Genomic DNA, 22,704 nt, shown 5'->3' on the forward strand with positions numbered 1-22,704 from the left:
GGGGCACGTGCGATTACGCCGTCAGCTTTCCACCGCGTACGCCACGAAGTGCGCCCAGGCGCCGGGCGCGAGCGCCAGCCGGGGGCCTTCGAGGTTCTTGGAGTCGCGGACATGCACGGCACCGGGGGTGGTGGCGATCTCGACGCAGGACTCGCCGTTGGTACCGCCGCTGTAGCTGCTCTTGAACCATGTCAGCTCGAAGCCTTCCCCGGCGGTGGCCTTGCGCATCATGTCTCTCCCAGCAGTCTTTCGATGAAGGCCAGCGACTCCCTCGGCGGGAGGGCTTGCGCCCGGATAGTGCCATATTGCAGCTCAAGGATGCGGAGGTGCTTCGGATCAGAGACGGGCCGTCCGTTGAACAGGCCGTCGGAGCGCCCCACCGCTGTACCGTCCGGGAACTTCAGCAGATCGATCCTGCCGTCCAGCCCTGGGTGCGCCTCGGTGTTGGTCGGCATCATCTGAAGCGTGACGTTGTGCAACCGCCCGGCCTCCAGCAGACGTTCGAGCTGTTCTCGCCACACCATTGTGCCCCCCAACCTGTCGGTGCAGCGGCGCCTCTTCCAGGATGATGTTGCACTCGTACACGCCGATCTCGACCGCCTGGGCTTCCAGTTTCCCCAGATCCCGAACCTTCTTCGGGTACCGGACCTTCTTCACGTCCTCCCAGGCCGCCGCGATGAGCCCATCCGCGCCCAGCACCTCGTCGGCCGCGTTGAGGAAGTCCTGCCGAGGGATGCGCTTGCCGCCCTCGATCTTGTACACCATGTCCTCGCCGTACCCGACCGCCTTGCCGAACTGGCCGGCGCGCATCCCCGCCGCCTCCCGGCGCAGCTTCAACTGCCGCCCCACCGTGGTGATCACGGCCACGCCCCACTCGTCGTCCGGGTCCACCTCCCACCCCGGCTCCTGCGCCTCCTGCGCCTCGTCCCTCTCGTCACCGAGTGGTTGCTCCGCCTCGCCGTCCACCGACATCCGTGTTCCTCCGTCCTGCCGCGCCGTCCCTCGGCGCCCACGCCCTACCCGTAGGAACCGCGCGGACAGCCAGGACAGCACCGGACAAGCACCGGACAGTGACCGTACGCGATCTCTCCGTCACTCCGGACGATAGGCGGACGCGGACGCGCTGAGTGGGGCGTTTCACGGAAACGCCCCACTCACCGGCGACGGCCCGTCACTCCTCGCGCAGCCGCCACGTGTGCAGGTGTTCCCAGGTCAGGGTGGTCCACCACCGGCCGGACCAGTCGTCGCTCCGCGTCCGGTAGAGGGCGACCGTGTCGCCGGGGAAGGCGTCGGGGAAGGGGACGGGGAGGCCGCGTACGTACTCCGCGACTTCCTCGGACAGGTCGGGGCGTACGTACATCTCGTGCGAGACGAGCGACAGATGGGCCTCGAAGGTGGCCCGGTCGAAGGTGTGCGGGTCGGGGTTGGGCGCCGGGGTCACCAGCGGGGCCACGGCCCGGTCGACCGCCTCGGCCAGGTCGGTGAAGGCGGGGTTCGGGGTGGTGCCGTCGGCGAGGTGGTGGACGCCGAGGACCATGCCCACGCCTTGGCGGCGGATCCCGGCGTTGTGGACGGTGAAGGGCGCGATGCCGGCGATCCCCCGGGTCACCGCCGCGACGATGTCGTCCACGGGCGCGGTGATGTGCTGGCTGCCGACGAGCGTCGCGTGCGGCGGGAAGGCGCCCGCGGAGACGAACCCGTACTGGGCGCGCACCTGGCCGGTCAGCGCGGTCACCGCCGCGCAGGTGGCGGGGTCGGGCCGCAGGTAGACGCCGTAGCGGTACGGGTCACCCGGGGCCTTGGCGAATCGCTCGGTCACTTGCCTGCCTGCTTCCGGTAGTCGTCGATCTTGGTGGTCGCGGCCTTCTCGGCCCGCGTGAGTGCCTGGTCGAGCGGTGCGGCTCCGCTGAAGGCACGCTGCATCTCGGGGACGATCGCGTCCCGGATGCCGGGCATCGCACCGCTCAGGCAGCCGGACGTGGCGGTGTTGGCCGGGGTGTCGTTGAACTGCTTGTCGAGTACGGCGGAGGGCTTGTTCTTCGCGAGGAAGTCCTTCCAGGTGGCCGAGGCGCCGACCTCGGTATTGATCGGCGCGTAGCCGGACGCCATGGCGAACCGCTCCTGCACGGGGGCGGAGGCCATGTGGCTGATGAGCTTCCAGGCGGCGACCTGCTCGGCGTCACTGTGACCGGCGCGGTCCAGCCACATCGCCGCTCCGCCGATCAGGGCGCCCGCGTCGGAGGCCGGGCCCGAGACGGGGTAGGGCAGCGCGCTGTACCCCTTCATGCCCGATTCCTTGAGGCCGCCGATGGCGCCGCTGGAGTTGAACATCATCGCGGCCTTGCCGGCGGCGAACGCCGACAGCGCCGCGTTGCCGTCGGTGCCGGTGTCGAGTCCGACGCCGTCCGTGTACAGCTTGGCCATGGTGCCGATCGCCTCGCGCTGGGCGTCGCCCGTCAGGGAGAGCGCGGTGGCGCCGTCGGCCTTCCGGCCGTTGTCCGGGGTGCAGTACGGCGTCCCCGACGCGGCGGTGAGCTGTTCGAACCACCAGCCGTCGAAGGGCTGGACGATCCCCTTGGTCCCGGGCACCGCCGCCTTGACCTTACGGGCCGCCGCGGCCACCCCGTCCAGCGTGGAGAGCGTCGAGCGGTCCACGCCCGCGCGGGCCAGCAGCGCGTCGTTGACGTACAGCAGCGGCATCGACGTGTTGAGCGGTACGGCGAGCAACTCGCCCTCCGCGGTGTAGTAGTTGCGGGCCGCGGGGCGGAGCCGGTCGAGGTCGAGGTCGCCGGGGTTGGCGGCGGCCATCGCCTGCGCCGGGACCGTCTGCCCGGCGTCCCGCAGATAGCCGGTGGTGATGTCGTTGGACACCATGACCGTGGGCGTGCTCTTGTCCCGTACGGCGGAGGAGTACTTGGCGATGGCGTCGGCGTAGCTGCCCTGGAAGGACGCCTTGACGGTGATCTTGCCCTGGTTGGCCTTGTTGAAGGCGTCGATCTCGTCCTGCAGCGCCTGGCCCGCGGGACCGCCGAGACCGTGCCAGAGGGTCACGGTGACCGGCCCGGACGCCTTGGTGAGCGCTGCGGGGCCGGGGGCGGAGGCGGCTCCCGTGGGGCTCGTACCGGAGCCTCCTCCGCAGGCGGTCAGTGCCGTCGCCGTGGCTATGGCGAACAGGGTGCCGAGGACGCGGTTTCGTCCGGACATGGCGGTTCACTCCTTCATTGATGAGGTGTTGGGGGATGAGGGACGGACGTGAAGGGGGTGGGCGGGGTCAGGCCTTGACGCGGCCGGCCAGTCCGTTCACCAGGTAGCGCTGGCCGAACAGGACGAGCAGCAGCGTCGGCAGGAGGACCAGCAGCGTTCCCGCGTAGATGACCGCGGGCCGGGTGGACTGATCGACGGCGAGCTGGGCGAGGCCGACCTGGATCGTGCGCCGCTGGGGCGAGTCGGTGATCAGCAGCGGCCAGAAGTAGCCGTTCCACGCCGACAGGGCGCACCACAGCGCGGCGGTGATCACCTGGGGGCGCGCCATGGGGAGCACGACGTACAGCAGGGTCCGCAGGTGGCCGCAGCCGTCCAGGCGCGCCGCCTCCCAGACCTCCCTCGGCAGCCCGAGGAACGCCTGGCGCAGGAGGAACACCGCGTACCCCGTCGCCAGGTACGGCACGACGACACCGGCCAGGGTGTCCCGCAGGCCGAGGCCGGTCGCCAGCTCGTAGTTGGGGATGACCAGGCTCTCGCCGGGGATGGCCAGGGTGGCGAGTACGAGGGCGAACGCGACGCCGCGCCCGCGCCAATGGGGGAAGGTGAACGCGTACGCGGCCAGCGCGGCGGTGACCAGTTGGGCCGCCGACTGCACCGCCGTGACGGCCACGCTCATGCCGTACTGGTGGACCAGCGGCGCCGAGCGCAGCGCCTCCCGCACGTTGTCCAGGGTCAGATGCGTGGGCAGCGGGATCAGCCGGCCGGCGACGACATCGCTCTGGGGCAGCAGCGCGGTGGTGACGGTGACGTAGACGGGGAACGCGACGATCACGACGATCACGGTCAGGGCCGACAGGCGGACCGCCTTCGACAGGTGCTTCACGCCGACCTCCTGAGCACGCGGAACTGGACGGCGGTGATCAGTACGACCAGGGCGAGCAGGACCAGCGCGAGGGCCGAGGCCGACCCGAAGTCGGGCAGCGCCTCGCCGAAGGCGCGCCGGTACAGCTCGTGGACGAGCGTGGAGGTGGCGCCACCCGGGCCTCCCCTGGTGAGGACCTGGACCTGGGTGAACACCTGAAGGCCGCTGATCGTGCCGGTCACCACGAGGAAGACCAGGGTCGGCCGGAGCATCGGGATGATCACCGACCAGGCGGTCCGCAGCTCGGACGCGCCGTCGAGCGCCGCGGCCTCCAGGACCTCCCGGTCGAGCTGGGTCAGGGCGGCGAGCAGGACGAGGAAGGCGAACCCGAACTCGTACCAGGCCGTCGCCACCGAGATGCTCAGCACGGCCCAGACCGGTGACTGCAACCAGGGCGGCCCGCCGAGGCCGAGTCCCGCCAGCAGCTCGTTGACCGTCCCGACCGCCGGGGCGAAGAGCCCGGCGAACACCGCCGACGCCGCCGCCGCGGAGTACGCGAACGGCAGGGACAGCACCACCGACAGGACCGCTCGCGGCCGGCGCCCGGCCCGGCGCAGCAGCAGGGCCGCGGCGAGCGCGCCGCCGACGGAGAGGAGCACGCTCAGGGCGGCGATGACGCCGGTGGTCAGCAGGACCCGGCGCAGCGCCGGATCCGAGACGAGTTCGATGTAGTGGTCCGCGCCGACGAACCGGGTCGGATTGCCCAGCAGATCCGTGCCGTACAGGCTCAGGACGGCGCTGCGGACGACCGGCCAGTACGCGAAGGTCAGGAGCAGGGCGAGACAGGGCAGGGCCATCAGGGGTCCTGCCGACAGGCGCGGCTTGCCCCGGCGGCGGTCGCCGCGCCGAGGTGGTCCGGAACGAGGGCGTCCGGAACGAAGTGGAACGTTCCCAATCACGTGTGGAACGTTCCCATCCCCCCTGTGAGGAGAGAAGGAGATGTTCCGTGAACGTTCCGTTAACGCGGATCGGCGTGGATCAGCGCTGATTAGTGATGGTGTGTGCGGATATACGGCGTGAGGCCGGGGCGGTGCGCGGGCTGCTGCCCGCACGCCACCCCGGCCTCAGACGCCACTCCGGGCCGTAGGCGCCTCAGCGCCTCAGTGCCTCAGTGCCTCAGTGCCCGAGCGTTTCCGCGCTCACGTCGGACGGCGGTGCCGTCGTCCGCCCCGCCACCAGTGCGCCGGACAGCGCCAGGTGATGGTCCGGCGGCTGTTTCCCGTCGAGCAGGCGCACCACGGCGTCGATGGCGCCGCTTCCGATGAGTTCGATCGGCTGGCGCCAGCTCGTCAGGCCGATCAGGGGCGTGCTCAGCGGCCCTATCCCGTCGTAACCGGTGACGGACAGGTCCCCGGGCACGGACACGCCCCGGAGGTGGAGCTGCTCCAGCAGATCGACGGCGTGGCGGTCGCTGGGCGCCATCACCGCGGTGATCCCGGGATGCCGCAGCACCTCCGCCGCCCAGCCGCCGGCCTCCTCGCTGTGCGCCCCCTCGATCTCCAGGACCCGGACGCCCCGCTCCCGCAGGCGCCGGGCCATGGCCCGGGTGCGTGGCGCCATGGTCACCGAGGAGGTCTTCGGCACGGCGATCACCGCGACCTGCCGGTGGCCGAGCCCGGCGATGTGGTCGGCGAGCGCCGCACCGCCCTCCTCCTCGTCGCAGTAGACGCTGGTGATGCTCCGGTGGGTCTCGGGGCGCCCGGCCACGACGGTCGGCAGCCGCTCGGCGAAGGGCACGATCTTCGCGGCGGGCAGCAGCCCGCTGCACACGATCAGCGCCTCGACGCGCAGCATGGCCAGGGTCTCCAGGGCGCGGTACTCGTCGGCCACCTCGAACCGCCCCGAGCCCGTCGTCGTCACCACCCGGTAGCCGTGGAACGCCGCGCGCTCCTGCATCGCCGCGAGCAGGTGACCGTAGAAGGCCGTGGCGGCGTCGCGGACGAACACCCCGACCGTGTACGTACGGTGGGCCACCATGGCGCGGGCGACCGCGTTGACGACGTACCCCAGTTCCGCCGCCGCCTCCAGCACGCGCCTGCGGGTCTCCTCGCCGACACTGCCCCGGCCGGAGACGACACGGGAGACCACCGATTTGGACACCCCCGCGCGGGCGGCGACATCGATGATTGTCGGATTGCGGGGCCGCTCAGCCATCGAGCGGACCTCCCGGCCGCCCGGCCCCGTCCCGCGATACGTCCCGCGATACGTCTCGCGGTCCGTCCCGCAGGCCGTCCCGCAGCCCCTCCTGCGCGAGCACCTCGCGCGCGCCCTCGCAGCCGGTCCACACATGGGCGCGCCAGCCGTGGGCGCGGGCCGCCGCGACGTTCCCGGGCCGGTCGTCGAAGAACACGACGTTCGCGGGCGAGAACCCCAACCGCTCGTCCGCGGCCCGGTAGACCCGCGGATCGGGCTTGAGCAGGCCGACGTCGGACGAGAAGACCAGGCCCTGGAAGACGGTGCTCCACGCGGACCGCCGCACCGCGTCGGCCAGCGACGCCGGGGCGTTGGACAGCACGCCCAGCGGTATGCCGGAGGCCGCCAGGGAGGAGAGCATCGCCGTCACGTCGTCCGCGATCCGCGACCAGCCCGCGACGTCGATCCGGTCGAGGCGGCCGACCCACTCCCCGTCCAGCCGGCGCCCGAGCGCGGCGCCGACCCGCTGCCAGTACGCGGCGGGGGCGTCACCCTCGTCGTAGCTGTCCCGGTAGGCCCAGTAGGGCTCGGCCAGTTCGTCCTGCGGCACGTCGAGCGCGACGGAGAGCGCGGCCAGCGCACCGCCGGACGGCACCAGGACACCACCGAGGTCGTAGACGACCGCCGTCGTTTCGGAAGAAGAATGGGAACGTTCCACAAGCCGGGATCATAACGGACCGGCGCCACGCACCGACAGGGCGTTCGCGGCACCGTCGGCAGCATCGCGGTCAGGCGGGCGTCGCGTAGACGATGAGGTTGTTCACCGGGTGCCCCTCGGCGTCGAAGTCGCCGTCGCAGGTGATCAGCCGCAGGACGGGGGTGTCGGTCCGGCCGTAGACCTTCTCGGTGGGGAAGGAGTTCTTGCTGACGCTCTCGGTGTCCTTGACGGTGAAGCGCTTCGCCGCTCCCTCGTCGTCGGTGACGGTGATGTCCGCGCCCTTGGTGATCTTCTTCAGGTCGTGGAAGACGGCCTTGCCGAAGCGGGTGTCGTTGTGGCCGATGATGACGGCGGCACCGGCCTCGCCGGGTATCGCGCCGCCGGTGTACCAGCCCGCGGTCATGCCCTTCTCGGCGGGCGGGACCTCGACGGTGCCGTCCTCGTTGAGGCCCAGATCCATCAGCGAACTGCTGATCCCCAGCGAGGGGATGTCGACCTTGGCGGGCGCCGCGGCCTCCCCGGCTCCCGGCTCACCCGCCCCGGACTCACCTGCCCCGGATTCCCCGCCGGGCGAGGGGGTGCCGACGGCCACGGTGCCGGAGCCTTCCGCGGCGGCCTTTTCGGGGGCGGACGAGCAGCCGGTGAGCAGGGTGAGGGCGGCGACGGTGAGGGCCAGGACGGCCGGCAGGGCGCGGGGGCGCCGTACCGGAGGGTGCGCTGGGGACACGTAAGGCTCCAGGAGGTGGACCGGAGGATGTCACGATGGCGCCGCCCGGCGAGGGCGGCGCCACGGTGATGCCTGATCAGGCGGTACGCGGTGAAGCGGTGCGTACGGGTAGGGCGTGGGCCCTGACGGGGTGGGCAGGCGTCGGACGCCGCAACGGATCGGACACCGCTACGGATCGGACGCGCTGCGGATCGGACGCGCTACGGATCGGACGCGCTACGGGTCAGCCGTTGGCGCGCGCAGCCGAGCGGCGGCGGATGACGAAGGTGCCCGCTCCCGCGAGCAGCATCGCGCCGGCGGCCGTACCGGCCAGGGGTGCGACGCCGGTGCTGCCGGCCGGGGCCTCGCCCGCGGCGACAGCGCCGCGCGGGGCGGTCTGGGCGGCCTTGGCCCGCTCGGCGGCGCGCGCCTTCATCGCCGCGGCCTCCTCCGCCCGCTTCGCCTTCTCGCTCGGGGCGTCACCGGCGGCCACAGCGCCGCGCGGGGCCGTCTGAGCGGCCTTGGCCTTCTCGGCCCTCTCCGCCTCGGCCCTCTCCGCCTCGGCTTCCTTCGTCTTCTGGTCCGGGGCCTTCTCGGCCGACTGGTCGCTCGGCTTCTCGCTCGGCTTCTCGTCCGCCACCGCGATCGGGGCCTGGTCGGCGACGGCCGCGGTGGCCGGGACGAGCAGGGTGCCGGCCGCGACGACGGTCAGGGCGGCGAGACGCATGCTGAGGCGACGGGACATGTACGGCTCCACTTCCGGCCCGGCTCGGGTCGTTCCTGGATGCCGAATCGCACCAGGTTCCGGGCATGACGCAACAGTGGCGATCAGATGTGAAGAAGCTGTCAGGACCTCATAGCCATCGCATCAGGGCCGTGCAGTCATTCCGTCGGCTTCACTGCCCGCCCCGGTCTTCCCGGCCCCTACGCTCCCCCCGGACCCGGCGGGCAGCCGCAGGGTGAAGACCGAGCCCTTCCCCTCCGTGCTCACCGCGCTCGCCGTGCCGCCGTGGGCCTCGGCGAGCTTGAGGACGATCGCCAGGCCGAGGCCGCTGCCGCCGGTGCTCCTGCTACGGGACTTCTCCGCCCGCCAGAAGCGGTCGAACACGTGCGGGAGATCGGCCGCCGGGATACCGGTACCGGTGTCCGCCACCTCGACCGCCACCCGGCCGACCGCCGCCTCGTCGACGGCCACCTCGTCGCCGGAGCCTTCCCCCGCGCCGGCGACATATGCGCGCAGCGTCACCCGGCCGCCGGGCGCGGTGTGGCGTACCGCGTTGGAGACCAGGTTGCTGACGGCCTGGCGCAGCCGGACCGGGTCGGCGTCGAGCAGCGGCGGGCGCGGGGTGCCCGGCTCCGGCGGAAGAACCGCCAGGGTGACGCCCGCGGTCTCCGCCAGCCCCTGGTGCGCGGCGGCCACCTGGCCGATCAGGTCGTCGACGCGTACGGGCTCCATGTTGAGGCGCAGCGCGCCGACATCGGCCGCCGCCAGGTCCTGCAGATCGTTGATGATGTGCTGGAGCTGCACGGCCTCGTCGTGGAGCGAGGCGACGAAGGCCGGGTCGGGGTCGGCCAGTCCGTCCTGTGCCGCCTCCAGCCAGCCGCGGATGTTGCTCAGCGGGGTGCGCAGTTCGTGTGCGACGTCGCTGACCATCACCCTTCGCTGCTGCTCCAGTTGGGTGCGGTGGGCGGCCATGTCGTTGAAGGCCGCGGCCAGTCGGCCGATCTCGTTGTCCGCCCCGACCGGTACGGGCGCCGAGTCCAGCCCGTCCCGCATCCGCTGGGCGGCGCCGGTGAGCGCGTGCAAGGGACGTACGAACCGGGCCCCCGCGATCACCGAGGCACCGACGGTGAGGGCGAGGACCAGGGCCGCGACCCCGGCGATGCGCGCGGTGTTCGTCGGTGAGAGGTCGAATCCGGGCACGCTGACGGCGCGCGGGCCGTCGATGAACAGCAGGGCGGGCGCGGCGACATACTCCGTGAGCTGTTCGCGGCGGGCACTGCCGACACAGGAGGCGATGGCCCGGTCGTGCTTGCTGTCACGGACCTCGCCCGGCGGCCCCCGGTACCCGTAGGCCTCGGCCGCCTTCGCCCGCTCGGCCTGGTCCGCCCGCGCCACCTCGGCCCGCTTCCGGGCCGCCGCCCGCTCGTCCGCCGCCTGGGCGGGGGCCTCGTCCACGGGTCCCTCGGCGACGAGGTCCCTGTCCGGGGCCACCTCCGCGGCCTCCGCGGCCGCCCCGTACCCCCGGTCCCAGGACAGGTCCAGGTTCAGTTTCACGCCCGGCAGGTCCTGGCGTTCCAGGCAGTCGTCCGCCAGTTGGTTGAGCTCACCGAGGGCTTTCCGCTCGGTCCCGGTGGGACCCTCCGGCGAGCCGACCAGGCACTTGTCCTCCGACGCGCGGTCGGTGTCGTTCCCGACGTACTGGATACGGGGCCGCCCGCTCGGGCTCTCGGCGACATCCGCGGCGATGCCCAGCCTGTTGAGACACGCCACGTTCTCGGCGGCGGCCGCCCGGAGTCTCGTACGTTCACCGGCGGGCAGCAGGAAGGGTCCCACGGCGCGCGGGTCGACGCGGTCCGCGTCGGCGGAGGCCGCGTCGGGCACCAGCACGGTGTCGACGGAGAGCGGGTCGACGACCGCCGACGCCTGCGCCGGCAGCGGGTCGACGCCGGAGGCGCCACCGGACTTCGAGGAGGCGGGGGCGGCGGCCGAGTCGAAGAGCGGGCGCCGGTCGTGGGTGGTCAGCGTGATCCGGCGCTCGGACTCCTCGGCCAGTTTCCGCGCCGTGTCGCCGACGCCCTCCCAGCTCGGATGCGTGGCCGCGTACCCCAGCAGGGTGTTGTAGATCTTGGCGTCCGCGCTGAGGTTCTGCCCCTGCTCCTGGCGGATCGCGACCGAGGTCGTCTGCACGACGAGCCACGCGGTGGCGGCGACCGAGCACGAGGCGACCAGCGCCGACACCGTCAGCAGCCGGCCGAGGACGCTCCTGCGGAGCGGCAGCCGGGCGGCCCGCCGCTCCCGGCGGGCGTCGGGGAGAGGCTTGAGAGGCTCAGTACGGGTGTGAGGAGGACGACGGGTGTGAGGAGGACGGGGCATGGCGTCCGTTCTTCGCGGGATCCGTCAGCTTGTAGCCGACGCCGAACACGGTGAGCAGCCGGGCCGGCCGCCGGGGGGTGCGCTCGATCTTCTTGCGCAGATGCATGATGTGTACGTCGACGGTGCGCCCGCTGATGTACTTGTCGAAGCCGTGCAGCTCCTCCAGGAGCCGCTTCCGGGTGAAGACCCGGTCCGGTTCCGTCGCCATCGCGGCGAGGATGCGGAACTCACCGGGTGTGCACGCGACCGGTGTTCCCTCGACCGACACCTCGTGCCGGCCCGGATCGATCCTGAGCGTGCCCACGGACAGCACCTCGTCCTCGGCCGCCGCCCCGGCCGCGACGGCGGGCCCGGCAGGCACGGAAGCGGGAGGCACGTATGCGGCAGGCACGGGCACGGCAGGCACGGGAGCGGGACCGGAGGTCGCGACGGGGGCGCGAGCGGGGACGGGCACGGGCACGGCGGCCGGCGCGGGGACGCCGGAGCGCCGGTGGCGGCGGAGCAGCGTACGGACCCGGGCCACCAGCTCGCGCGGGCTGAACGGCTTGGTCATGTAGTCGTCCGCGCCGAGGTCCAGACCGAGCAGCAGATCGTCCTCGGTGCTGCGCGCCGTCAGCATCAGCACCGGCACCTCCCGGCCTTCGGCGCGCAGGATCCGTACGACGTCGAGGCCGTCGGCCCGGGGCATCATGACGTCGAGGACGAGCAGGTCGGGTTCGGCGTGCCGGACCCCTTCCAGCGCCGCGCGGCCGTCCACCACGACGGTGACGGAGTGCCCCTCGTGCTCCAGGTAACGGCGCACGAGCTCGGCCTGCTTCGCGTCGTCTTCGGCGACCATGATGTTTGCGCACACGCCGACGATCGTAGGCGAAGCGCCAACTTACGCTCCGGAGAATGAAGTTGAGGGCTGGGCGGTCGCGCGCGGAATGCCGGGGGCCGGTTCGGTGTTCGACCGGCCATGAAGCTTCGGAAGCTGGGGTTCCTGACGATCGGGCTGTTCGACGGGGCCGATCCTGGCCCGGGACACGAGTCCACTCTGGAGATCATCGAGCTGGGCGAGCGGCTGGGGTTCGACAGCGCCTGGGTGCGCCACCGGCACCTCCAGTACGGCATCTCCTCACCCGTGGCGCTGCTGGCCGCCGCCTCGCAGCGCACCTCGCGGATCGAGCTGGGCACGGCGGTCATCCCGCTCGGCTGGGAGAACCCGCTGCGGCTCGCCGAGGACCTGGCGACCGTCGACGTCCTCTCCGGCGGCCGGCTCAACCCGGGGGTCAGCGTCGGCCCGCCGATGCACTACGACCAGGTCAAGGAGGCGCTCTACCCGGACACCGCCGAGGCCGAGGACTTCGGCCACGACCGCGTGCGGCGGCTGCTGGACTTCGTACGCGGCGAGCGCGCCTCCGGCTTCAGCGGCGTCCAGGGCTTCGAGTCCTTCTCCGACCGGGTGGAGCCGCACTCCCCCGGCCTGGGCGCGCGCATGTGGTACGGCGGCGGCAGCCTGCGGTCCGCCCGGTGGGCCGGTGAGCACGCGATGAATTTTCTGACCAGCAGCGTCGTTAAAGCCGAGAGAGCCGAAGGTCCGGGCGGGGCCGAAGATCCGGGCGGGGCGCCGGACTTCGCGGAGATCCAGCTCTCGCACATCCGCACCTTCCGGGCCCACCACCCCGACGGCGAACGCGCCCGGGTCTCGCAGGGGCTCGTCGTCATCCCGACCGACAGCGCCACGCCGGAGCAGCGCGCGAGGTACGAGGAGTACGCCCGGACGCGCCTGCCGCGTACCGCCGCTCCGCAGGGTCCGGCGCGGCTGATGTTCGCGCCCGATCTGGTCGGGTCCTCGGCGGAGATCGCCGAACGGCTCCACGCCCACGCCGCGTTCCGCGAGATCGACGAGGTGGCCTTCGCGCTGCCGTTCACCTTCCGCCACGAGGACTACGTCCAGATCCTCACCGACATCGCCGACAGCCTCGGCCCGGCCCTGGGCCGGCAGCGGCCCGCCACCGCGTAACCCCTCCCCACCCCACCCCGTCGTACGCCGTTTCCGGACGGTCGTCCGTCGTTCCGGGGCTGTTGACACGGGGGCGGGGCATCTCTAGCGTGACGCCTCGCCGTTACATCGATGTAAAGACGCTTGACGTGAAATCGCCTTGATGTGAAGAGCCGTGGAAAGGAGCCCCCGTGCTTCCCCACCCCACCAGACCTCCCCGCACGCGCATCGCCCTGCTCGTCGCCGCCCTGCTCGGTCTCGTCGTGGGCCTGCTGCCCGCGCTCACCGCCCCGGCAGCCGCGGTGTCACCCGCCCCCGCCCCCGATCCCGCGCCGCGGGTCGCCGCCGCCGCGGCCGGCACGTTCCGCAACCCCCTCAACACCGGCCCCGACCCCTTCATGACGCAGTGGAAGGGGAACTACTACCTCACGACGACCCAGGGCAACAGCATCCGGATGTGGCGCTCCCCGTCGCTGGGCACGCTGATGACCGCCGCCCCGATCACCGTCTGGACGGACACCGACCCGTCCCGCAACCGCAACATCTGGGCGCCGGAGTTCTACCGCTTCGGCGAGCGCTGGTACATGTACTACACGGCCGACGACGGCGTCGACGACCACCACCGGCTGTACGTCCTGGAGTCGGAGGGCGACGATCCCACGGGCCCGTACCACTTCAAGGCGAAGCTCGCCCCGCCCAACCACGCGAACGACTTCGCCATCGACGCGGGCATCCTCCAGGTGGGCGGCCGGCTCTACCTCGCGTACAGCGGCATCAACCAGTACCAGCACAACGGGCTCAACATCGCCCCGATGTCCAACCCGTACACCGTCTCCGGCAACGCCGTCGCCCTCAACGGCGCCGGCGGCTGCCCCGAGGTGCGCGAGGGACCGGAGTTCCTGTACCGCAACGGGCGGGTCTGGATGACCTACTCCACCTGCGACACGGGCAAACCGGACTACCAGGTCTGGATGATGTCGATGCCGCTGGACGCCGACCCGCTCGTGCCGGGCAACTGGCGCCAGCACCAGGGCGCGGTGTTCTCCCGGGCCGACGACCGAGGAGTGTTCGGCCCCGGCCATCACGCCTTCTTCCGGTCTCCCGACGGCACGGAGGACTGGATCGTCTACCACGCGAAGTCCACGTCGGTGAACACCTACAGCAACCGCACCACGCGGGCGCAGAAGTTCACCTGGCGGGCCGACGGCAGCCCCGACTTCGGCCGCCCGCTCGCCATGGGGGCCACCCAGAACCTGCCCTCCGGCGACCCCGGGTCCGGCAACTACTGGATCAACGACGACGGCCGTTCCAGCGGTCCAGGCGGCGTCACCTACACCGGCGCCTGGAACTCCGGTACGGGCTGCGCCACCCAGTGCTTCTGGAGCGACGACCACTGGAGCGACCGGGCGGGCGCCACGGCGACCTTCACGTTCACCGGCACCCGCATCGCCCTGCTCTCCGTCAAGGACACCGGCAACGGCTACGCGGCCATCAGCGTCGACGGCGGTCCTGAGCAGCGGGTGGACTTCCACAACGCGATCCGCGTCGGCGAGGCGGTGCAGTACGTCAGCCCACAACTGCCCAACGGCAAGCACACCCTGCGGGTCCGGGTGACGGGAGAGCACAACGCACAGTCCGGGGCTTCCTTCGTGAGCGTCGACCGCGCCGAGGTCTACGTGAACTGACCCGGCGGACCGGCCGCCGTCGGCACTGCCGGCGGCCGGTCCGCGCCCTCTCTCCCTCTCCGCGCCCGAGTAACTGGCGGTACGGTCATGGGGTCTTGAGCGCGCCGCCGTCCACCACCCAGTTGGAGCCGACCACACTTGCCATGGTCGGAGACGCCATCAGCAGGACCGCGCGAGCGATCTCGGCCGGGTCGATCAATGCGCCGGTCACCATTCCGGCCTGCTGAGGCACCATCGCCAGCAGCACTTCCTGGTCGACCTCCATGTGCGCCGCCATGACGGCACCGAAGCCGTCCTCGCCCGTCAGCAGCGGGGTCCGCGTGCCGGACGGGGTGACGACGTTGACCCGGACCCCCGACTCCGCGACCTGCTCGGCCAAGCCGCGGGAGAAGACGTTGAGCGCGGCCTTGGCCGCCGAGTAGGCCAGCGGCACCCCGCGTGGATCGCGGGCGTTCTGAGAGCTGATGCTCACCACCGCGCCCCGGGACCGGGTCAGGGCGGGGAGCGCGGCCCGGGTCGTCTCCACGGCGGCGCCGAGGTTCAGGGCGAAGATGCCTGCCCAGGCGTCGGCCGCGCCACCGAAGGGATCGGTGAGCATGTCCCCGGACATGCTCCCGCCACCGGCGTTGTTGACGAGGACGTCGAGGCGCGGGTCCAACTCCAGCACGCTCTCGACCATCCGTCGCGGGGCAGCGGGTTCGGCGAGGTCGGCGGAGACGAACGTGGCGCCGGTGGCCTCCAGTTCGGGCGTGGTTTTCCGGGACACGGCGACGACCTCGGCACCTTCGGCGCGGAAGGCCTTGACGATCGCGAGGCCGATGCCTTTGCTCCCCCCGGTGACGAGGACGCGCTTGCCGCCGAGATCGAGATCCATGACTGCTCTCCTGTTCAAGGGCGACCTGTCTTCACGGTCGCGTTTCGGAGCTGCGGAATGCGCTGTATGCGCTGTATGTGCTGCGCTCTGTGCGCTGTGTGCGCTCTGTGCGCCCGCTGGTACGCCCACACTAAGCCCGTAAATGGATGACCTCGTCCGCTTAGCTCGAAGTGAGAGGCATTGCCCGCTCACCCCTCTCACAAGGCGTCCGGACACATCGGCGATGCGCTCGGCGCCCTGGGTGGGACGCGTACGCAACTCCGCCGCGCCCCTTGCGCGTTTCGAAAGTTTTGCTTGACTTTACGAAAGAGTCAGTCATCTCGGGCCGGTTGTGGGGGCCTCCCGGGGAGCCGCATGTTTCGACCACCTCCAAGGAGGAAGCGTGATCGGTACGTTGCAGAACAGACGTCTGTTCGCCGTGGCACGCCCGACCGCCCTGCTGGCCGTCACCGCCGTGGTCGCCGTCCTCGCCTCGGCACCGTCCGCGAGCGCCGCGACCACGCTCGGCGCGTCGGCGGCGGAGAAGGGGCGGTACTTCGGTGCCGCCGTCGCCGCGAACCACCTCGGCGAGTCGGGGTACGCGTCCACGCTGAACCAGGAGTTCAACAGCGTCACGCCGGAGAACGAGATGAAGTGGGACGCGCTCGAACCCAGCCGCAACTCGTTCAACTACGGCGCGGCCGACCAGATCGTCAGCCACGCACAGAGCAGGGGCATGAAGATCCGGGGCCACACGCTGGTGTGGCACTCCCAGCTCCCCGGCTGGGTCGGCGGTCTGGGCGCCGCGGATCTGCGGACGGCGATGAACAACCACATCACCCAGGTCGCGGGCCACTACAAGGGGAAGATCCACTCCTGGGACGTGGTGAACGAGGCGTTCCAGGACGGGAGTTCCGGCGCCCGGCGCAGCTCGCCGTTCCAGGACAAGCTCGGTGACGGGTTCATCGAGGAGGCGTTCCGCACCGCGCGCGCCGCCGACCCCGCCGCCAAGCTCTGCTACAACGACTACAACACCGACGGCCAGAACGCGAAGAGCAACGCGGTCTACACCATGGTGCGCGACTTCAAGGCGCGCGGTGTGCCCATCGACTGCGTCGGCTTCCAGTCGCACTTCAACGCCCAGTCCCCGGTGCCCGGCGACTACCAGCAGAACCTCCAGCGCTTCGCCGACCTCGGCGTCGACGTGCAGATCACGGAGCTGGACATCGAGGGATCCGGCACGGCGCAGGCGGACAGCTACCGGCGCGTCACGCAGGCGTGCCTGGCCGTCTCACGCTGCACCGGCATCACGGTGTGGGGCGTGACCGACAAGTACTCGTGGCGGGCGAGCGGCACACCGCTGCTCTTCGATGGCAACTACGCCAAGAAGCCCGCGTACACGGCCGTGCTGACCGCGCTCGGCGGCTCCAGCGGAGGCGGAGGCGGAGGCAGCCAGGGCTGCACCGCCACGTACTCCGAGACGGAGCGCTGGGGCGACCGCTTCAACGGCAAGGTGACGGTGACGGCCGGAAGTTCGGCCATCTCCGGCTGGACGGTGGGTGTGACCGTACGGTCTCCGCAGAAGGTCTCCACGACCTGGAACGGCTCCCCCTCCTGGGACACGAGCGGGAACGTCATGACGATGCGGCCGAACGGCAACGGCACCCTCGCGGCCGGAGCGGCGACGAGTTTCGGGTTCACGGTGATGGCGAACGGGGAGTGGTCGGCCCCCACCGTCGGTGCCTGCACGGCGTCCTGACCCGCCGGGAAGCCGGGTGCGGCGCGGTAGGCGGGCCTCCCGCCCGCCGCGCCGTCAGGCGGTGGCGGTACGGCGCCGGCCCTTGCGGGCCTGGGCCCGCAGGGCCAGCGTGACCAGGGCGCGTACGGGCGCGGGCGCGCGGCGTACGTGAAGTGCCGTACGCAGCGGCGCGTCCAGCAGTGAGGCGGCCACCGCCGGGGCGAGTCCGGCGAGGGGGCGGGGCAGCCGGCGGCCCAGCAGGCCCTTGCTGGCGGCCGCCCAAAGCGCGCCGCCCTCGGGGCTCGGCGCGAAGTGCCGGCTCTCGTACGCCCGCATCCAGCGTTCGACACCGCCCAGCCCGGCGCCGGCCGGGTTCCCGCCCGTGCTCTCGCCCACGTCCTCGCTCCCGCTCTCACTCTCGTCCTCGGGCAGGCCGAGCGCGTCCGACAGGCTGACGTGGAAGGCGTACGCGGCGTCCCGCTCCTCCGCCGTGACCGCGCGGTGTCCGTGGTCGTCGATGAAGCGGAGCGGGCAGACGGTGAAGCAGGCCAGGACGTAGCGCATGTGGTCGGGCGTGATGTCGGGCCGGTCGTGGATCCGGCGCAGCCCCTCGACGACCCGCCGGCCCTCGGGGCTCTCCACCCCGCGCCCGATCAGGGTGAACATGGCCGCCCCGGTCGCCTTGGTCCGGGTGCGCGGGTCGCCGGTCATCCGGCCCGTGCCGGCCAGCACCTCGGCGATGCCGGGGATGCCGAAGGTACGGACGAAGCCGAGGGTGAGCCCGAGCTTCGACTCCTCGTGCATCGTGTCCAGCACGAGCCGCGCGAAGGCGTCCCGCGCCTCCGGCACCTCTGGTGTCTCCGGTGTCTCCGGCACTTCCAGCGTCTCCCGCATCTCGTGCAACTCCCGTGGCTCCCGCATCTCCCGCGACCGTCGCGTCTCCGGTGACCGTCGCGTCTCCGGTGACCGTCGCGTCTCCGGCGTACCGCTCATACCGGCGCTCACCCCGTCCCCGCCGTGGCGGCGGCCACGGCCTCGCCGGTCAGCGGCGCGTGCAGATAACGGGCGACCCGTACGAGATGGGCCCGCTCCTCCACCGGTTCCGCGTCCAGCCCCGGCAGCGGGGCCTGGTCCTCGCGGGGGAGCGGCGGCGTCCCCGCGTTCAGCGCCTCGACGGCGCCGCGCAGCGCGGCGGCCACGATCAGCGCCGACCGCTCGTCCTCGTCCAGACCGGCCCGTTCGGCGAGCGCCGTGGCGGCGGGGACCACCGCGGGGTCGACCCAGGGGCGCAGCGTCAACTGCCCGTCCCGGATCTCCAGTCCGCGCCGCGCGGTGCGCCACTCCAGGTCCCGTACGGCCAGCCGCTCGGTCCACGCCGACGGCGGCGCCTCCAGGGCGAGGCGCCGGTCCGCCCGGTAGACGAGGTCCCACAGCGGGCGCAGCGCCTGGTAGTCGCGGCGCCGGCGGATCCAGGCGGCGATGGCCGGCCCGGCGAAACCGGCGGTGATGAGGATGGCGCCGAGCGCGGCGAAGGCGGGGCCGAGGGCGGTGCTCAGCCACTCCGTGCCGGTGATCCCGCCGGCCGCCGCGCCGATCGCGACGAGCTTGCAGACGCCGTATCCGCAGGAGACGAAGGAGCCGACGGCGAGCTGCCGGATCCCCCGGCGCAGCGACCCGTCCGGGAGTCCGGCGGCGTGCCGGAGGCAGACCCGGCCGATGTCGATCAGCGCGAAGCCGAACAGGGCCTGGTAGAGGACGAGGAAGGCCGCGATCGACGGGACGGTGGCGAAGGTGGTGTCGAAGGTGAGCGGGGTCTGCGGGCGCGTGGGCCCGCCGGCGAAGAACAGCACGATCATCGCGGCGACGAGGACGGCGAACACCCCGAGGCGCAGCCGGACCGGCCGCCAGGTCTCCACGGCGGCCCCGTCCCACACTCGCGCGTCGACGCGGTCCTCCGGCGGGGTCCACATCCGCGCCAGCACCACGGCGGCGGCGGAGAACCCCATGATGCCGAGGTAGACGAGGAGTGTGGCCAGATTGGGCCGGTGCGCGAGCCGGTCGATCAGCCGGTAGACCACCGGGGCGGCCACCACGAACGCGGTCGCGGGCGCCGCGATCGAGAAGAAGACGACGAGCAGTCCCTGGTTCGGGTCGCGGCGCCAGGCCCGTATCTTCAGGGCGGCGACGACCCAGGCCACCGTGCCGATGCCGAGGTAGACGGCGTTGAACGGCGCCTCGGGCAGCGGGGACGCGTGCACCATCTCATCGGACATGCCCGACACCCCGTCCCCGTACGTCGCCCGTCATGTCAGAGGTGCTGTCCTTTGCGGTGTTCCATCGCGGGCGCCAGTTGGGACGTCGTCCCGGCGCCGGGAGCCAGTACGAGGTTACGCGTCAGCTCCGCGCCCAGGATCTCCGCCTCCGTCTCGGCCGCCTCGTCGTAGTGCGAGCGGCCGAGGACCAGCCGGACCAGATCGGGGTCGAGGGTGGGCAGGTCCACCTCGGCCGCCTCCTCGTCGGCGGTCGGTGCCTCGGCGAGGTGTCCGCACAGGAGGTGGGCCAGTTCGTGGCAGATGATGTGCGCCTGGTGCAGGGACGAGGTCTCCTGCTCGAAGTGGACGATGTCGGCCTCCGCGCGGCGTTCCACGAACCCCGAGGGCTCCCCCACCCGCATCCGGCGCGGGACCAGCCGGACCTGGCGCCCGGTCCGCTCGGCGACCGCCGCGCAGAGCTCCTCGACGGTGCGGGTCCGTGGCAGGTCCAGTTCCCTGACCATGGCCCGCATCCGGCGGCGGGTCCGCCCAAGATCTCCCACACTCTCCCCATCGGCCTCGGCGTCGGCGCCCACTACGGCAAGGCGCCAGTGTCCCAGAGGAGTTCTGCTCCCGTCGGTCACTCCCCGGAACGGCCGTCGGAACGTTCGCCGTCACGGCCCTCCGTACGGCCCTCCGACTGGCCGTCCGGCAGCCCCACCGCCTTGCGCAGCTGCTCGACCACCGTCAGCGCGGCGTCCTGCATCGCGGGAGGCAGCCCGGCCGCCCGCATCGCGATCCGCTCCACCCGGGCGTCCCGCAGCGCCTCGATCTTCCGCAGGTCGCGCTCGACGGCCTGGGCGGTGGCGGAGTCGCTGAAGTAGTCGAGCGGAATGCCGAAGAACTTGGCGATCTTCACCGCGTTCTCCAGGCTGGGCTTCTGGGTGCCCTTGCGGAGGTTGCCGATGTACGTACCGCTCAGGCCCGTTCCCTCCGCGATCTCCGAGTCACGCCACGGGCGGCCGAGATCCTTCGGATAGATCACCGAGATCACGCGCCGGAAGCGGGCCGCGAAGTCCAGCGCCTCCGACGGCTCGGCCGACGCTGACTCCCCGTCTTCGCCGGGACGGGGGGCCGGCGTCTCTGAGTGTGGAGAATCGGTGTTGGCCATGGGTCGGATCATAGAACTCTTCGGCCGCCGACGGGGAGCACGCCACCGGGCCGATTTACACGATCGTTGTGAAGAATCGGGGCAAAGGGCGCAGGAATTGGTGAATCTCCGCCTTCATCTCAAGCTTTAATCCACGATAGTTGACTTCCGCTCGCGTCACCTACAGGATCAACCTCGCTGGCACGCAAGCCACGGCCCCGGGTCGTGGAAGCGCCGGACGCCGTTGCCTCACGGGGGTGGGCAACAGCGCCCGGCGCCGAAGCCGCCCGGTCCGGGCGGGTCCTGTCAGTGGCCGCCGTGACCCGGCTGGTGGTGGTCGAAGACCAGCACCTCCCGGGGCATGACGGTGAACGGCCGCATCATGCCCATGTCCTCGTGCTCCAGCAGGTGGCAGTGGTACATGAACCGGCCGTGCGCCCCGGTGAACTGCCCCATGACCTTGACCATCTCGCCACGCCGGACCTGGAACACGTCCTTCCAGCCCTGCTCGTTGTCCGGGACCGGGTTGGCCCCGGTGTACCTGATCGGCGAGGTGGTCGTCGCGCCCGCGGGGCTGAAGCCCGACACGTCGTACACCTCACGCTCCAGCACCTGGAACTGGCTCAGATGGATGTGCATGGGGTGCGTGGGACCGCCGAGGTTGAGCAGGTTCCACAACTCGTAGTCGCCGTGCGCGACCTTGAACCCGAGCGCGTCGTCGAAGGTCCTGGCGATCCGCCGGTAGATCTTCGGCGTCTGCTCGCCCTCGCCGAGGAGCGCGATCACCCCGTCCTGCCCCGGCGCCGCCGAGCCGTCGGTGACCTCCACCATCTCCCAGATCTCCGGGTGGCCCGCTCCGCCCTTCGTACCGGGCGCGCTGAGCACGATCAGCCGGTGACCGTGCGGCGTGTCATGGGTCAGCCGGCGGAACGACGAGGAGATGACGGACGGCAGGACGAACCGGTCCACGACCGGCAGCGCCCCCACCCGGAACTCCATGATCTGCGGGAACAGCACGTCACGCGCCGGGTCCGGCGTACCGGCCGGCTGCCCGCCGACATTGACCAGCCGCACCTTCTTCCCGCGCAGCGCCCGGAAGTCGACCAGCAGGTCCATCCGCTCGGCGGGCGCGATGGAGAGCCCGCGCAGCGTGGCCTCGTCGTACTCCACCGGGACCGGACGGGGCAGCAGCCCGCCGTCGGAGCCGATCTGCCGGATCGCGCCGCGCACCGGCCGGTTGTCCTCGTCGACCAGGGCGAGGTTGTAGATCCGCGCGTTGGACGCGTTCAGCAGCCGGAAGCGGTACCAGCGGGCCTCCACGTCCAGGTACGGCCACACCACCCCGTTGACGAGGTTGTACGGGCCGGAGAACGGCAGGGTGACGAACTTCTGCGACTCCGCGTCCGGCACGGCCGACGCCCGGCGCACCTTGTGCAGCAACTGCCCGGTGGGCCGCCCCCGGCCGTCCGTCTCGAAGTTACGGTCGGACAGGATCAGCGGGACCTCGTACTTCCCGCTCGGCAGATGGAGCGCCGCCTCCTCCTCGTCGCGGATCAGATACATCCCGACGAGCCCGGCGAAGACGTTCCACCGGGTGATGTTCATGCCGTGGTCGTGGTACCAGAGCGTGGTGGCGGGCTGCTCGTTCGGATACTCGGAGAGCTGCGCGTCCTTGTACGCGACCGCGTTCTCCGCCCAGCCGTCGTTGCCGCCGCCGGTCTCGGCGCCGTGCAGATGGGTCACCGACCAGGCCGGGAGATCGGCCACCTCCTTGATCTCCACGAACCCGTCGCCCCGGCCCGGCACCGCGTGCGGCGCGGGCGCGCCGTTGACGGCGGGCGCCTCCCCCGCCACGACCGGGTACGGCGCGTTCTTGATGCGGTTGGTCCAGGCGATGTGGATCCGCTGCCCGCTGCGCACCTCGACCGTGGGCCCCGGGAACTGCCCGTTGTAGGCGAAGACATGGGTCGGCGCCATCTGCGAGTGCAGCCGCACCCAGGTCGACCGCAGCTCGATCTTCTCGGTCCCGCTGCCGGGCCGCAGCGTCGCCGGCACACGCAGCCGGTCCAGGTACGGCGTGAGCCCCCCGACCTCGGCGGCGGCGCCGATCTCCGCGCCCGTGCCGATCTCCACGTCCGTACGGTTCTCCGCGTCCGTGCTGTTTTCGGGCGCGCTGATGATGGTCTCGGACAAGGTTCAACCCCCCGTTGACTCCCCCGTGCCACCGGATGATCCCGGCGGCACCTTCACGGGGTAGGACTC

At 71.7% G+C, this 22,704-nt stretch carries 20 protein-coding genes and 1 pseudogene; 3 read left to right on the plus strand and 18 right to left on the minus strand.

The features are described 5' to 3' along the window. Positions 1–21 precede the first annotated feature (21 nt). From ACFTZC_RS22035 to ACFTZC_RS22090, 12 genes and pseudogenes are all read right to left on the minus strand, one after another. Complete coding sequence (locus ACFTZC_RS22035; RefSeq protein ID WP_382892219.1) at positions 22–231, minus strand: DUF397 domain-containing protein; 210 nt, start codon at positions 229–231, stop codon at positions 22–24. After that, positions 228–972: pseudogene (locus ACFTZC_RS22040) on the minus strand (helix-turn-helix domain-containing protein). Before ACFTZC_RS22040 ends, ACFTZC_RS22035 begins: the two are co-directional and overlap by 4 nt. A gap of 199 nt (positions 973–1,171) precedes the next feature. Further along, a complete protein-coding gene (locus tag ACFTZC_RS22045; RefSeq protein WP_382892221.1) occupies positions 1,172–1,819 on the minus strand; it encodes a 2'-5' RNA ligase family protein in 648 nt (215 codons plus the stop codon). Further along, complete coding sequence (locus ACFTZC_RS22050; RefSeq protein WP_382892224.1) at positions 1,816–3,204, minus strand: extracellular solute-binding protein; 1,389 nt, start codon at positions 3,202–3,204, stop codon at positions 1,816–1,818. The genes ACFTZC_RS22045 and ACFTZC_RS22050 overlap by 4 nt, the downstream gene beginning before the upstream one ends. A 67-nt stretch (positions 3,205–3,271) precedes the next feature. Beyond that, positions 3,272–4,087, minus strand: coding sequence for a carbohydrate ABC transporter permease (locus ACFTZC_RS22055; protein WP_382892226.1), 816 nt, complete (start codon positions 4,085–4,087; stop codon positions 3,272–3,274). After that, positions 4,084–4,923, minus strand: coding sequence for a carbohydrate ABC transporter permease (locus ACFTZC_RS22060; protein WP_382892228.1), 840 nt, complete (start codon positions 4,921–4,923; stop codon positions 4,084–4,086). Before ACFTZC_RS22060 ends, ACFTZC_RS22055 begins: the two co-directional genes overlap by 4 nt. Before the next feature lie 319 nt (positions 4,924–5,242). Then, positions 5,243–6,280: a LacI family DNA-binding transcriptional regulator gene (locus tag ACFTZC_RS22065; RefSeq protein WP_382892230.1), complete on the minus strand. Its 1,038-nt coding sequence runs from the start codon at positions 6,278–6,280 to the stop codon at positions 5,243–5,245. After that, positions 6,273–6,977, minus strand: a complete 705-nt coding sequence (locus ACFTZC_RS22070) for an HAD family hydrolase (protein ID WP_382892231.1) — start codon at positions 6,975–6,977, stop codon at positions 6,273–6,275. Before ACFTZC_RS22070 ends, ACFTZC_RS22065 begins: the two co-directional genes overlap by 8 nt. A 70-nt stretch (positions 6,978–7,047) precedes the next feature. Further along, complete coding sequence (locus ACFTZC_RS22075; RefSeq protein ID WP_382892233.1) at positions 7,048–7,704, minus strand: class F sortase; 657 nt, start codon at positions 7,702–7,704, stop codon at positions 7,048–7,050. 223 nt (positions 7,705–7,927) lie between these two features. After that, positions 7,928–8,428 (minus strand): hypothetical protein, encoded by a 501-nt coding sequence (locus ACFTZC_RS22080; protein WP_382892235.1) that lies wholly within the window; start codon positions 8,426–8,428, stop codon positions 7,928–7,930. Positions 8,429–8,551: 123 nt separating this feature from the next. Beyond that, the gene (locus ACFTZC_RS22085) at positions 8,552–10,780 is read right to left on the minus strand and encodes a sensor histidine kinase (RefSeq protein WP_382892237.1); all 2,229 of its coding nucleotides are present in this window, start codon (positions 10,778–10,780) and stop codon (positions 8,552–8,554) included. Then, positions 10,734–11,618 (minus strand): response regulator transcription factor, encoded by an 885-nt coding sequence (locus ACFTZC_RS22090; protein ID WP_382892406.1) that lies wholly within the window; start codon positions 11,616–11,618, stop codon positions 10,734–10,736. Before ACFTZC_RS22090 ends, ACFTZC_RS22085 begins: the two co-directional genes overlap by 47 nt. A 120-nt stretch (positions 11,619–11,738) precedes the next feature. On the opposite strand from ACFTZC_RS22090, the gene ACFTZC_RS22095 reads away from it, so the two are divergent. Both ACFTZC_RS22095 and ACFTZC_RS22100 read left to right on the plus strand, forming a co-directional pair. Further along, a complete protein-coding gene (locus tag ACFTZC_RS22095; RefSeq protein ID WP_382892239.1) occupies positions 11,739–12,785 on the plus strand; it encodes an LLM class flavin-dependent oxidoreductase in 1,047 nt (348 codons plus the stop codon). Positions 12,786–12,955: 170 nt separating this feature from the next. Further along, entirely contained in the window at positions 12,956–14,449 is a 1,494-nt protein-coding gene (locus ACFTZC_RS22100; RefSeq protein WP_382892241.1) for a glycoside hydrolase family 43 protein, read from the plus strand. A gap of 85 nt (positions 14,450–14,534) precedes the next feature. On the opposite strand, the gene ACFTZC_RS22105 is transcribed toward ACFTZC_RS22100, so the two are convergent. Continuing rightward, on the minus strand, positions 14,535–15,323 hold the full coding sequence (locus ACFTZC_RS22105; RefSeq protein WP_382892242.1) for an SDR family NAD(P)-dependent oxidoreductase: 789 nt from the start codon (positions 15,321–15,323) through the stop codon (positions 14,535–14,537). A gap of 436 nt (positions 15,324–15,759) precedes the next feature. On the opposite strand from ACFTZC_RS22105, the gene ACFTZC_RS22110 reads away from it, so the two are divergent. Beyond that, positions 15,760–17,061, plus strand: a complete 1,302-nt coding sequence (locus ACFTZC_RS22110; RefSeq protein ID WP_382892408.1) for an endo-1,4-beta-xylanase — start codon at positions 15,760–15,762, stop codon at positions 17,059–17,061. A gap of 54 nt (positions 17,062–17,115) precedes the next feature. On the opposite strand, the gene ACFTZC_RS22115 is transcribed toward ACFTZC_RS22110, so the two are convergent. The 5 genes from ACFTZC_RS22115 to ACFTZC_RS22135 form a co-directional block, all read right to left on the minus strand. Next, on the minus strand, positions 17,116–17,961 hold the full coding sequence (locus tag ACFTZC_RS22115; RefSeq protein ID WP_382892244.1) for an oxygenase MpaB family protein: 846 nt from the start codon (positions 17,959–17,961) through the stop codon (positions 17,116–17,118). A gap of 80 nt (positions 17,962–18,041) precedes the next feature. Then, the gene (locus tag ACFTZC_RS22120) at positions 18,042–19,313 is read right to left on the minus strand and encodes an MAB_1171c family putative transporter (RefSeq protein WP_382892246.1); all 1,272 of its coding nucleotides are present in this window, start codon (positions 19,311–19,313) and stop codon (positions 18,042–18,044) included. Between the two features lie 35 nt (positions 19,314–19,348). Then, positions 19,349–19,855, minus strand: a complete 507-nt coding sequence (locus ACFTZC_RS22125; protein ID WP_382892249.1) for a ParH-like protein — start codon at positions 19,853–19,855, stop codon at positions 19,349–19,351. Positions 19,856–19,932: 77 nt separating this feature from the next. Continuing rightward, positions 19,933–20,463, minus strand: coding sequence for a helix-turn-helix domain-containing protein (locus ACFTZC_RS22130; RefSeq protein ID WP_382892251.1), 531 nt, complete (start codon positions 20,461–20,463; stop codon positions 19,933–19,935). A gap of 285 nt (positions 20,464–20,748) precedes the next feature. Continuing rightward, positions 20,749–22,575, minus strand: coding sequence for a multicopper oxidase family protein (locus tag ACFTZC_RS22135; protein ID WP_382892410.1), 1,827 nt, complete (start codon positions 22,573–22,575; stop codon positions 20,749–20,751). Positions 22,576–22,704: the final 129 nt, after the last annotated feature.

It is taken from the genome of Streptomyces sp. NPDC056987, from assembly GCF_042673865.1.
Classification (GTDB): Bacteria; Actinomycetota; Actinomycetes; order Streptomycetales; family Streptomycetaceae; genus Streptomyces.

What these genes read in the sequence shown, in the direction of transcription:
- ACFTZC_RS22035 (WP_382892219.1), bottom strand. Translation starts at nt 231, where the DNA reads ATGATGCGCAAGGCCACCGCCGGGGAAGGCTTCGAGCTGACATGGTTC.
- ACFTZC_RS22050 (WP_382892224.1), bottom strand. Translation starts at nt 3,204, where the DNA reads ATGTCCGGACGAAACCGCGTCCTCGGCACCCTGTTCGCCATAGCCACG.
- ACFTZC_RS22060 (WP_382892228.1), bottom strand. Translation starts at nt 4,923, where the DNA reads ATGGCCCTGCCCTGTCTCGCCCTGCTCCTGACCTTCGCGTACTGGCCG.
- ACFTZC_RS22065 (WP_382892230.1), bottom strand. Translation starts at nt 6,280, where the DNA reads ATGGCTGAGCGGCCCCGCAATCCGACAATCATCGATGTCGCCGCCCGC.
- ACFTZC_RS22080 (WP_382892235.1), bottom strand. Translation starts at nt 8,428, where the DNA reads ATGTCCCGTCGCCTCAGCATGCGTCTCGCCGCCCTGACCGTCGTCGCG.
- ACFTZC_RS22085 (WP_382892237.1), bottom strand. Translation starts at nt 10,780, where the DNA reads ATGCCCCGTCCTCCTCACACCCGTCGTCCTCCTCACACCCGTACTGAG.
- ACFTZC_RS22090 (WP_382892406.1), bottom strand. Translation starts at nt 11,618, where the DNA reads ATGGTCGCCGAAGACGACGCGAAGCAGGCCGAGCTCGTGCGCCGTTAC.
- ACFTZC_RS22095 (WP_382892239.1), top strand. Translation starts at nt 11,739, where the DNA reads ATGAAGCTTCGGAAGCTGGGGTTCCTGACGATCGGGCTGTTCGACGGG.
- ACFTZC_RS22105 (WP_382892242.1), bottom strand. Translation starts at nt 15,323, where the DNA reads ATGGATCTCGATCTCGGCGGCAAGCGCGTCCTCGTCACCGGGGGGAGC.
- ACFTZC_RS22115 (WP_382892244.1), bottom strand. Translation starts at nt 17,961, where the DNA reads ATGCGGGAGCCACGGGAGTTGCACGAGATGCGGGAGACGCTGGAAGTG.
- ACFTZC_RS22120 (WP_382892246.1), bottom strand. Translation starts at nt 19,313, where the DNA reads ATGTCCGATGAGATGGTGCACGCGTCCCCGCTGCCCGAGGCGCCGTTC.
- ACFTZC_RS22130 (WP_382892251.1), bottom strand. Translation starts at nt 20,463, where the DNA reads ATGGCCAACACCGATTCTCCACACTCAGAGACGCCGGCCCCCCGTCCC.